Annotated in this window: 10 protein-coding genes; 1 reads left to right on the top strand and 9 read right to left on the bottom strand. The window is 36.0% G+C overall.

Annotated features, from left to right (window positions below; all coding sequences use genetic code 11):
- Positions 1-410 precede the first annotated feature (410 nt).
- From QZ136_RS13040 to QZ136_RS13020, 5 genes are all read right to left on the bottom strand, one after another.
- Entirely contained in the window at positions 411-770 is a 360-nt protein-coding gene (locus QZ136_RS13040) for a response regulator (protein WP_291404322.1), read from the bottom strand.
- Entirely contained in the window at positions 763-2757 is a 1995-nt protein-coding gene (locus QZ136_RS13035; RefSeq protein WP_291404320.1) for a PAS domain-containing protein, read from the bottom strand. Before QZ136_RS13035 ends, QZ136_RS13040 begins: the two co-directional genes overlap by 8 nt.
- Before the next feature lie 166 nt (positions 2758-2923).
- The gene (locus QZ136_RS13030) at positions 2924-3418 is read right to left on the bottom strand and encodes a hypothetical protein (protein ID WP_291404318.1); all 495 of its coding nucleotides are present in this window, start codon (positions 3416-3418) and stop codon (positions 2924-2926) included.
- 2 nt (positions 3419-3420) lie between these two features.
- A complete protein-coding gene (locus tag QZ136_RS13025) occupies positions 3421-4125 on the bottom strand; it encodes an SDR family oxidoreductase (RefSeq protein ID WP_291404316.1) in 705 nt (234 codons plus the stop codon).
- 1 nt (position 4126) lies between these two features.
- Positions 4127-5905, bottom strand: a complete 1779-nt coding sequence (locus QZ136_RS13020) for an aromatic amino acid hydroxylase (protein ID WP_291404314.1) — start codon at positions 5903-5905, stop codon at positions 4127-4129.
- A gap of 119 nt (positions 5906-6024) precedes the next feature.
- Between QZ136_RS13020 and QZ136_RS13015 the strand changes: the two genes are divergently transcribed.
- Positions 6025-6987, top strand: coding sequence for a GDP-mannose 4,6-dehydratase (locus tag QZ136_RS13015; protein ID WP_291404312.1), 963 nt, complete (start codon positions 6025-6027; stop codon positions 6985-6987).
- A gap of 16 nt (positions 6988-7003) precedes the next feature.
- Here the strand turns inward: QZ136_RS13015 and QZ136_RS13010 are convergent, their stop codons facing one another.
- The 4 genes from QZ136_RS13010 to QZ136_RS12995 form a co-directional block, all read right to left on the bottom strand.
- Positions 7004-7903 (bottom strand): lysylphosphatidylglycerol synthase transmembrane domain-containing protein, encoded by a 900-nt coding sequence (locus QZ136_RS13010; RefSeq protein WP_291404310.1) that lies wholly within the window; start codon positions 7901-7903, stop codon positions 7004-7006.
- A complete protein-coding gene (locus QZ136_RS13005; RefSeq protein WP_291404308.1) occupies positions 7872-8828 on the bottom strand; it encodes a glycosyltransferase family 2 protein in 957 nt (318 codons plus the stop codon). The genes QZ136_RS13010 and QZ136_RS13005 overlap by 32 nt, the downstream gene beginning before the upstream one ends.
- The gene (locus tag QZ136_RS13000; protein WP_291404306.1) at positions 8825-10423 is read right to left on the bottom strand and encodes a phospholipid carrier-dependent glycosyltransferase; all 1599 of its coding nucleotides are present in this window, start codon (positions 10421-10423) and stop codon (positions 8825-8827) included. Before QZ136_RS13000 ends, QZ136_RS13005 begins: the two co-directional genes overlap by 4 nt.
- A gap of 87 nt (positions 10424-10510) precedes the next feature.
- On the bottom strand, positions 10511-11305 hold the full coding sequence (locus QZ136_RS12995; RefSeq protein WP_291404304.1) for a murein L,D-transpeptidase catalytic domain family protein: 795 nt from the start codon (positions 11303-11305) through the stop codon (positions 10511-10513).
- Between the last annotated feature and the right edge of the window lie 418 nt (positions 11306-11723).

Here is an 11723-nt window from a genome sequence, read left to right as displayed (position 1 = left end):
GAGCTTAGTACTAATGTCTCATATCTAATGTCTCATATCTCACATCTCACTTGTCCGTTATCAGGCTGGGCGGAGAATATTTGAGCTTGAATAGTACTGATGTCTCATATCTAATGTCTCACATCTCACATCTCAGTTACCAGTTATCAGTTGTCAGTTATCAGGCTGGGCGGAGATTAGTTTGAGCTTAGTACTAATGTCTCATATCTAATGTCTCATATCTCACATCTCACTTGTCAGTTATCAGGCTGGGCGGAGAATATTTGAGTTTGAATACTACTGATGTCTCATATCTAATGTCTCACATCTCATATCTAATGTCTCACATCTCATATCTAATGTCTCCCATCTCATATCTCCCATCTCACCCCATCCTTAATCCTTGCTCTTTATTCCTTGCTCCTTTCCCCTCAGCAAATCTCCCGAATCAAACTTATCAAATCAGATGCTTTAAAAGGTTTGGTAATATATCCTTTCGCACCTGCGATAATTCCATTGTTTTGGTCTTCTTTGGATGCTAAAGCCGATAGAAATATAAATGGAATTTGTTTGAATTGGGCTTGCTGGTGGACTTTCTCAATGAGTTCTAGTCCAGTGATGCCAGGCATCATAATGTCGCTCACAATCAAATCTGGAGTTGAATTTTGTATAGATTCTAAAGCTTCTTCACCAGAACCGGCAACGCTAACATCGAAATTATTTAATTCCAAAATCTCCTCTAAAGTCTCCCTCAATGCGAGTTCATCTTCAACCAATAATATTTTAGTCATTTGGGTAGGGTAGTGTAAGTGTAACTAATGTGCCTTTTCCTAATTCACTATCAACTTCAATCTTTCCTTTATGAAGTTCCATAAATTGCTTTGCAACTACTAAACCTAATCCCGATCCCTGAATAGTAGAGGTATTTGATGCTCGGAAAAATGAATTGAAGAGCTTGTTCAACTCATCCTTCGGAACGCCAATTCCGAAGTCCCTTATTTTTACCTTGGCACAATCTTTTTCATAAGCAATGCTCAATTCCGGATTGGGAGCTCCATTCGAATATTTGAATGCGTTGGAAAGTATATTGGTTAAAACATAGGTAAAAAATAGCTCATCAAGAATAAATTCCTTCTGACCTAAATCGCCCTTAATCTCAACTTTTCTGCCGTCTGTTTGTCTCGAGAAATAATTATTAATCACCGATTCTATCAGACTCGATAAAACAATACTCTTAGAGTTTAATGCCGGCTCATTCACATTATATCGACCAAAAACTAAGATATTATTCATCAATTCGGTAAGACGGTTTACCTCACTCTTAATTCTTGTTGCTAGCGTAGTTAATTTGTCGGCGAGCTTTGTTTCAATAATCTGTGTATAACTATCTAAAAGCTCTAAATTGGAGTAAATTACCGTTAATGGCGTTCTAAATTGATGCGATGCCATCGCCACAAAATTCGTTTTTAACTCCACTAACTCCTTCTCACGATATTCGGCTTCTTTATAATCATTGATGTCAATGATACTTCCAGTAATGGTATAATTTTCGGAATTTTCAGTAGTTGTATTTCTAGCAATTACCTGTACCCATTTAATATTCCCATCTTTTTGCCTCAAACGCACATCAAAAATAGAAGCTTCACCTTTTAAATTATTAATCTTACTCAGACTGTTTTTAGCAAATTCTACGTCATCTGTTAAAATATAATCGATGAATGAATTATTAAGCGACTCAGAATTATCGAAACCTGAGATGTTTTTCCAGAAACTATTTAAAAAGGTAAATTCTTTCTTCTCATTAAGCCTAAAAACAGTTTCTGCAAGGTTATTGATCAGGTTATCATACTCATTGCGTTGATTTTCAATGGCTTCTTGTTGTTCCTTTAGTTTGGTGATGTCTAGGTGCGAACCCACCATATAAATTGCCTTACCATTTTCATCTCTTTGGGCAACACCAGTATCTCTAATCCAAATATATTTGCCGTTTTTGTGCTTGATTCGGTATTCAGCAGTATAAAAATCTGATTTACCTGCTAAATATTCTCTAATGTTGGTGGTAACACGTGTATAATCTTCAGGATGAAGTCTCGAATCCCAACTATCAAGGTCATGCTCAAATTCAAAATGCTCATAACCTAACATCGACATGTATAGTTTTGAAAATTCTATTTTTCCATTAACAATGTCATAATTCCATTGCCCTTGCTGCGATCCTAAAATGGTAAGATCAAAGTGCTCCTTGGTTTTTAAGAATTTTTTCTCAGCTTGTTCACGCTGTAGGCGGATACCAATATTACGCGCGACAGAAAATAGAGCTTCTACTTCTTCTTGAAGCCATTCTCGCTCAATCATGCAGTCGTCATAGCCAATCCAACCCCAAAAATCACCTTCGCAAAAAATTGGAGTGAAAAGAAATGACTTTATATCTTGAGAAGACATGATTTCTCTGAAAAAGTCATTCTCCAAATCTTTAACCATTCCGTATAATGGTTGGTCGGAGACTAAAATATCATATAATCCTGGAAAATTATCATAGCTTAAGCCACTTAAATCAGGATTTCCAAACTGTACAGCAACCCCCTCATTACACCATTCATGGGTATAATAAAGCTTTAAAATTCCATCAATATCTACTCTATTGGTGAAAATATAACAACGATCAACATTGGTAGAGCTTCCAAGAGCATCTATCGCTTTTTGAAGTGATTCTTGAATGTGGATGTTTTCAAGTAGCGCACTATTGGCACCCGAAATTCCTTTTAATAGTTTTAACATTGGCTAGATATAATCCGGCAAAAATAATAAAATTTGCTTTATAACAAGCTAAATATCAGATATATTAAATTAATTAATGAATTAATCTTAAAATTTAATTATTTATTAAAATATTTAATTAATGAGATATATTGTTTCTTTATTTAAAAGAACGGGATTTTAAATATTAGTTAAAATTCTTAAATTTTTCTCTGGTGTAGACTCCCGGGTGTGCATGATCTCCTTCTTGAAATACAAATTCTACTTCTTCAATTCCTTTAAATTCGGTAAGTGAAAATGTAGCTTCCGCTAGATATGCTGTTGCACCTTCTGTTCCTGATTCTCTTGTTAAATAATTGGCATCTTCAATTTTTACAATAGCGCGTTTCCCTTCTTGCTTGATCCACTCGAGTTTTATTTGAGGATATTTAAGATTGATGGCATCCACCATATCGCTTGGTGTGAGGTTAAACATGCTAGCTTCCTTATTTTTTTTGATTTCCATCATTTGGGTGCTGTCGTTTAATTCAACATTCCAAGGCACAACCAGTGTTTTACCCAAATCAGAAAGGGCAGCCGATTCCTTGGCCATTTCTTCTTCGTTTAATTTTGAATTATCACTCGTGCAGGAAGAAATTGTAATAATTCCTATCCAAAATAAGAAAAGGACTCTTTTTTTCATGTTTAAGGTGTTGTATGTGCTACAGGAATTATTTTCCCATTAAAGAATTTATGTCCGTTTAAGGCAAAATCAGCAACATATTTCCCCATTTCAAAGGCCAAAACTGGTGATTGATAATCGGGGAATGCTTTTTCTAGCATTTCTGTTTGTGCAGAACCTAAAGCCAAGCAATTTACAGCAATCTGTCTTTCAGCAAACTCAATAGCTAAACATTCGGTCAGGGTATGTAGTGCTGCCTTGCTCGCCGAATAGGCTGCTAATCCCGGAAATTTCACACTTCCTTGAAATCCTCCCATGCTGCCAATATTTAAAATATGACTTTTAGGAGGCATTAATGGCGATAAATGTTGAATCATTTTTATGTGACCCAAGAGATTATTTTGAAGCATTTCGGCAAAATCGAGCTGCGTACTTTGCATAAATGATTTATTAATCAATGATCCTGCATTATTTATTAATACATCCACACTGCCTAATCGTTCTTTAACATAGGGCAAAAGCGCATTTTCATAATCATCATGTGCAATATCAAATTTGGCAGTGTAAAGCGTGCAATCCGGATTAATTGCAAGCGCAATTTCCTTTAGTTTTGCTAGCTTTTGTTCCGACCTAGCAAGGGCAATAATCTGGTTATTTTGATTGCTAATTAACTCGATTACTGCTTCAAATCCTACACCACTGCTTGCTCCGGTAATAATGATATTCATGTTAATTGATGTTTAATGCAGATTTTGTGCTATTCATTAGCTCAAAACCATTGTAAATAAGTCTGCTCAATTCTTCTTGATTTGAGGCTTTCATCTCTAAATCGATCCGAATTTCTTTGGCAAGTGTCGAATTTAGTTTTTCCATCTCTAGAATCTCTAAAATTTCCATTCCACAGAGCCAATCTTCCCGATAATTTTGTTTTAAATCGACCCAAATATCGTTTAATTTTTCAAATTGGCTTTGTGATTCTCTACAGTCTCGCACTTCTTGAAACAATTTATGATAGTGTTTTGTTTTCTCATCATAATGCGCTACTTGCCTTGTTGAGCTCGCTTTTGGTACAATTTGTTCAAATGCTGCCTTATCTGCTGCACCGCAATAAACCGAAACAACCTTCTCGCCAACTGCCATGTCATAAGTCCCCCAAGATGGTTCAAAAAACACCTCTCCCTGAGCACTTTTCACACTGCAATCCTCAAAACTGATCATAATAATTTTCGAATCTCGTCTTTCAATCGATTTTACAATTCCTTCTAATCTTAAGTTGCTGTTAAAATCTAAAATTGCTTTTCTCCCAAGAATGATTCCCAAATTTATCAATTCTTCATCACTAGCGTCTTCAAGTGCTTTATTCAGGTTTTTTAATCTCCCTACAGGTGATGAAAATCCGTGGCTATGGGTCGTTTTTCCATGTTCTGGTAATTGCTTGTTGTTGTATGCAAGGGCTGTGGGACTATTAGTTTTTATAAAGTAGAGTTCATCATTCGCGTCCATTGCCATATCGCTAAAAATTCCACTAACCTGCAATCCAGAGCTATAAACAGCGGTACAAACGTTTTTACACTCAATTGCTTTCAGAATACTTTCTGATCCACCGCGCCTAAATGCCATCGTATCTGCAAATTGTTCAAGTACATCAATCAGATTTTGAAAGGTAGGTGTTACAAATAATTGGGGTTGGGTTTGGGTGATGTCAAATGGATAATTTATGGCATCGGCAGTGTACCAATGCTTTATAACTTTCGGATCCATACAGCTTTTACTCTCCCCAATTGAGGATAGAAGTCCGGCACCATAAATTTTAGGATCTTCCAAAGTGCCAATCAAGCCGTACTCTACGGTCCACCAGTGCAAGCGACTCAACAGTGCCATTTCTGAGGGTTCGCCCATGTTTTTTTGGCAAAAGCTGATTCTCTTTTCTGCTTTTTTCAACTGGGTGGGATCTGGATTGTGCATTTCCTTTAGAATGGAAAGCTCACGTATAGCTTCATAAAGCTCGAAATCTTTAGAAGAATACATGGCTTTGGCACCAATAGCTCCAAAATAGCTCAAATATTGATGATAATCTTGATCCGCAATAATGGGAGCATGGCCCGCAGATTCATGGATAATATCGGGTGCTGGTGTATATTCAATATGATGTAATTGACGGATATCTGCCGCAATAACAAGCACGCGATAGGATTGATATTCCATGAATGCTGCTGGCGGAATAAATCCATCGACCGTTACAGCGCCCCATCCAATCTTTTGGAGTGCATCATTCATATCCTGTAAATCAGGGATTTTTTCGATGCTTAAACCTGCAGCTGCTAAGCCTGGAATGTATGGATAATAGGCAATATCCTTTAAATAATGGTGGTTTTGACGCATCACATAGCGCCAAATAGCATGGTCAAGCGCAGTATAGTGTTCATAATGCTGCTCAACAATAAATTGCTTTAAATGCTCAGGTAATTTTTGTACCTGAGGGTTATTGAAATCATTAAATGCGGTCATTATAATTGGTTTTGCAAGAATTGCTGATATAAAGTTAAGGTTTTTTTCGACTGTCTTTTTTTTTGTTAGTCTGTTTTTTGTCAAAAGCGTTGCCCTAATTTTGTATTTTTGCATCCGATATGAATAAAAAGAAGCGTATTCTAGTTACTGGTGCTGCCGGATTTATTGGTAGTAACCTGACTCGCAGTTTATTAAACAAAGGGAATGTTCAAATAGTAGGTTTGGATAATTTCGATGATTTTTACAGTCGCGAGCAGAAAGAAAGAAATATGTCTTCATTCATTTCTAATCAAGATTTCAGCTTTTTTGAAGGTGATATCCGAAATATGGATCATCTTTTAGCACTCCCTGAAATAGATGTTATTGTTCACCTAGCAGCAAAGGCAGGGGTAAGGCCGAGTATTCTTAATCCGGTGCTTTATCAGGATGTGAATGTGGCTGGGACACAAAATTTATTGGAATTTGCTCGTCAGAAAGAGATCAAACAATTTGTTTTTGGATCTTCAAGTAGTGTTTATGGGATAAATGAGCATGTGCCATGGATAGAAGAGGAAAAACTCATGCCGATTAGTCCCTATGCCTCTACCAAACTTTCCTGTGAGATGCTTGGCCATGTGTACAGCCACTTATATGGAATTCGCTTTTTAGCACTCCGTTTTTTTACAGTTTACGGTCCCGCACAACGTCCCGATTTAGCTATTCATAAATTCTTTAATTCTATTTCAAAGGGAGATGCTATTCCGGTATTTGGGGATGGTTCAACGAGCAGAGATTATACCTTTGTGGAAGATACAATTCAAGGGATTGAAGCCGCAATAGATTACAAAGATACTGATTTTGAAATAATTAACCTTGGCAACCGACAAACGGTAACACTTTCGCAATTAATTGAAGCCATTGAAAATGTTTGTGGGAAAAAAGCAATAATTGACCGTCAGCCAGAACAACCTGGTGATGTGCCTCAAACTTATGCGAATATCGCAAGGGCGCAAAAATTATTGAATTATCATCCTAAAACGAGCCTTGAAGCAGGATTAAATGCTTTTTATGAATGGTATCTAGATAATCAGAAGAGTATTTAATAATTTTTAGGAGAAGTTATTCCTCCTCATCCACCTGTTTCAAATCCACTTTATTTACCCCAATTTCTTTCGGATTAAAAACAAAATACATCCCGCTAAGCGATAAAAGTGCTGATATACAATAGAATAGAAGGCTCACAATTACCGCCAAATGCTGATCCATGTGAAAATATTGGGCTCCATAAACAAAAACAAGCTCCCTAGCACCTAGTCCTCCAACGGTAAATGGGAAAACCGCCACCAGCGAGGATGCTAAAAACATGAATAAATATGGGGAGAATTTACCGTCATAATTTAAGGCAAAAAGTAGCAGGATGATTGTTATTACCTGCATCGACTGTACAAAAAGTGCCTTACCATGTGTTAAAATAAATTGATTGCTAAAATCAGCAAAGAATTTTCGCATCACCACATAGTAAAGGATGGTGCCACTTGCAACCACAACAATTGGAACCCAGTTTGGAATGCCAAGGTTTGGAATAAAGATGACAAGCATAGAAATAATAAATCCTAATGCCCATAATCCGCTTAAACGATCGAAAAAGATGGCTTGAAACAACCTCCGTCCCTTAATTTCAAATTTTTTGCGGAGCAAAAATATTTTATAACCATCACCACCAATTCCTCCTGGTAAAAATAGGTTGTAAAACATTCCCAAAAGGTAAATTTTGAAATTGAAAATGGCAGAAATATGAAGGCCCATGCCTTTAAAAAAAGAGTTTAAACGCGAGGAAGCCGCAATTTGGGAAATTACAAATGCTACAAATGCTAAAAACAGAAAAATAGGATTCGAATTATTGAATGCCTCTTTTAAATCGCTAAACTCAACTTTTTTGGAGACTAAATAGAGCGATAATCCTGTGATCGAGATTTTTAACAGGAGTTTAACGATGTTCCAGATCTTCTTTTTGTCCATTAAATATTCGTCTAATCTGGTAAGTCTTTCTGTTTGTTCCCTCAAAATAGGTGCGCACATTAATTTCCGCTAAAATCCCGAAAGTAATCAATTGAATACCTCCTAATAGGAAAATAAGCCCCAAAATAAGGATAGGTTTACCCCAAATATCTTGTCCCATTAATTTGAGAACCAATAAATATGTATTGATTAAGATTCCAAGTCCCAAAGCTATAAAACCTAGGCTTCCAAAAAGATGCATTGGTTTTTGGATATATTTTCGGAAGAAAACCATGGTTATTAAATCGGCCATCACCTTGAATGTTCGGTTAAGTCCGTATTTGGAAGTCCCGTGAATACGAGCATGATGCTTCACATCTACCTGAGTGATGCTTGCCCCTTGTAACTTTGCTAAAACTGGGATGAAACGGTGTAATTCGCCATAAATCCCCAAATCTTCTGCAATTTCACGTTTAAAAACTTTGAGCGTACAGCCATAATCTTTGATGTAAACGCCTGTCATTCTTCGGATAATCGCATTTGCTATTTTTGATGGTATTTTCCTTAAAAACATTCCATCTTGGCGGTTCGCACGGTTTCCAGCCACCACATCCCAATCTTCATCTTTCATCTTTTGGAGCATGAAAGGAATGTCGGAAGGGTCATTTTGTAAATCGCCATCAATTAAGGCAATATAAATGCCCGTTGCATGGTCAATTCCCGCTGTCATGGCAGTACTTTGTCCGTAGTTTTTACGTAATTCTACCAGTTTTATGCGATCATTTGCATGTTCGCGTATTTGCTTTTGTGTGCCATCGCTTGATCCATCATCAACAAAAATGACTTCATAATCAATGGTGTTTAGAGCGTCTTGAATGGCTCCAATTAGTGGAATAATGTTGTCGCGTTCATTAAGAACTGTAATTACTACAGAGAGTTCTCTCATTTTATTTGGAACAGTTTGAGGTTTTGATACGATTTTATCAAAATTGCATCTGGATTTTTTAAATCTCGGTCAAAGGTAAAATAATAACCTGGCTTAGCATCGTTTTCGGTAAATTTCACCTGCTTCATTCTCGTTTGTTGAATATAAAAAATCAAACGATCATGAAAGGGAATTCCAGTTTCTTCAGGGTGATATTGATAGAAATAAAAAGGTTTATCTCCAACAATAGTGCCCATTTCAATGGCCGCAGTACGGTAATATGTGTCTTCAGAATGCTTTAAACGATGTGGTAGTACAAGCCAGCTGAATGCTAATCTTATCACTAATAGAAGACCAATAAATGCAATTATTTTAGAGTTTTTTAATTTCCAGATTAGGTAGCTAATTAAGCTGCTTAAAATGAACAGAAAAATAATTTTAGCGCCTAAAAAGGGAACAATTTCTTGTAAATCGAACCAAAAAGCGTTAGGAATTGAAATACTAACGGCCAAAGCCAGAAAAAGTATAATTTTATTGAAAACCGTATTTATTTTCGGCAATTTTTCTCGGTAGCTGTAATAGGCATGACTCCATAGAATGAAAACTAGTGGATACAGCATCATTAAATATCGAGGTCGCGTGAGTGGTGATAGCCAGTAAACCCAAATATTTGCTAAAAAAACCAATGAGATAAAGGTCAAAAATGGATTTTGCTTAATTCCTTTAATGAAGTCTTTGTGGAAGCAAAAAAGTAATAATAAACTTGCTGGAAATACATGTCCTATATGCTCAAAAGGGAATGTAATTACATGGATTAAGCTTTTTACAAATCCAAATTCTGTAGCTGTTCTTTTACTACTTTGATCCCAAATGGTGCTTAAATAGCCTTCTAAATTGGGGTTAAATTGATAATAATTATAAAAATATGCGCCAATAATTAATAAGCAAGTTATCCCGCTAAGGATATGTTGCCATGAAAATAGTTTTTTAAAATTTTTGCTGTAAAAAAGAATAACAATAAGCGTAAGTCCTTGGAAAACAATGGATGGCAAGCCCTTTGCTAAAAATGTTAATGCGGTAATAATATAGGATATAAAGAAAAGTAGAAACCATTTCTTTTGCTGAAGAAAATAGAAAATCAGCATGAAGGAGCAAAATGTTAGCCAAGAATAAAAAATATCGATATGACCCAGCATGGAGTCGTAGATAAGCATTCGTCCGTTGACTAAAAACAAGATCGCGCTAAGGCTTGCTATTCGTTTATCTTTCAGAAAATAGGCAACAGCATAAAAAATGCTTATTGCAAATAAAAACATGGGAATAATTGCAGGCAAGCGAGTGATAAATTCAGAATAAGTGCCTGTAAGCAAGTAAAATCCTGCAAGGATCCAATTATAAAGCGGTGGTTTATTATAATAATATTCTGCGCCAATGGTCGGGACCGAATAATTATCACTAAGAATCATTTCAAGGGCTACATTAGCCCGAGTGGGTTCATCAGCGAATAGGGGCAATAGGCCTAGATTAATCAAAAAAGGCGCTAAGGATAAAATAATAAGAAGAAAAAATACCCTTCCCGGATATTTAACAAGAAAATCTTCTAGTTTTTGAATCATTAAAGGCAAAGATATAAAAGCATAAGAGAGATTTGAATCTTTTGGACTCTCTTTTACCTAGTTTTATTAGAAATGGCTCTTTAAGGCTTAAATTGCCGAGCTAATAAAATTAGAAATTGCTGATTCTTGGTCTAGGTAATTGGATTTATAATTTTGTGTGGGACCGCTAATAAATAGGCAGGTTTTCCCTTTAATCGTATTAATAATGCTGTTAGTCAATTCTTTTGGCAAAGCGGGACAACCAAAACTTCTTCCTAATCTTCCTGTTCTATTCACAAAATCTTGACTCACATAATCTGCTCCATGAACTACTACCGCACGTGCTCTAGCATTGCTGTTGAATCCTTGGTCTAAGCCTTCTAAACGCATGGATAATCCATGTTTACCTGTGTAGGTTTCGCTAGTTAGATAAAAACCAAGGCTACTTTGATGCGAATTGGGCTTATCCGAAAAGTTTGTGGCAAGCTCTAAACCACTACCTTGTCCATGTGCAACTAAAGTGTTAAAAAGGAGCTTGCTTTGCTTTAAATCTATGATCCATAAGCGTTTCTGACTGCTTTTTTTGCTGAAATCAATGATGGTAAGTAGCGCTTTATTGGCAGAAAGTGCTTGTGTTTTTTTGAGATTATAATATCCGACGAGCGCTTTTTTAAATAATTCTTGATCTAATCCGCTTGCGGCGAGTTTTGCCTGATTGTAAATACCATTGCTATACTCCACAAAAAGTTCAGCATTTTTAATCGTAATTGGTTCTAAATCAGGTGCTTTATTCGTATATTTTAACGTACTAAAAGATGGTTTATTTGCTGATACCCAACTAATTGATGGAAAAATCAAGGACAATATAAAGACTGATATCAGTGAGATAGATTGTTTTTTCATAGAAAAATTGTCAGGTACGAATCTATTAAACGAGGTCTTTTTTTAATTATTGTATAGCCATATTTAAGATATCCGATTTTCTTTAATATACGAATAAATATTGACTATTCATAATGATATTCCTTTATGATGACAATGTTTAAGCTCCAAAGTATATAGAATACATATCTAAAAATTGTACTATCTACTCTGTACTAAATTTTCTCCCACAGATTTAAGGGGATTAACGCAGAGTTGATCTAGCAAAGACGCAAAATGTTTATCTTAATCTCTAGAGGTTTAATGTACGTAGGGACAGGTCGCGACCTGTCCTCCTAGATAATATTTCGAATTAAAAAGGACAGGTCGCGACCTGTTTTATTATATATTTTTGCATTAAAAAAGGACAGGTCGCGACCTGTTTTATTGTATATTTTTG

Source organism: Daejeonella sp. (genome assembly GCF_017495225.1).
Taxonomy (GTDB): Bacteria; Bacteroidota; Bacteroidia; order Sphingobacteriales; family Sphingobacteriaceae; genus Daejeonella.
The sequence above is the reverse complement of the archived record's forward strand: the minus strand, read 5'-3'. Positions and strand labels throughout refer to the sequence as shown.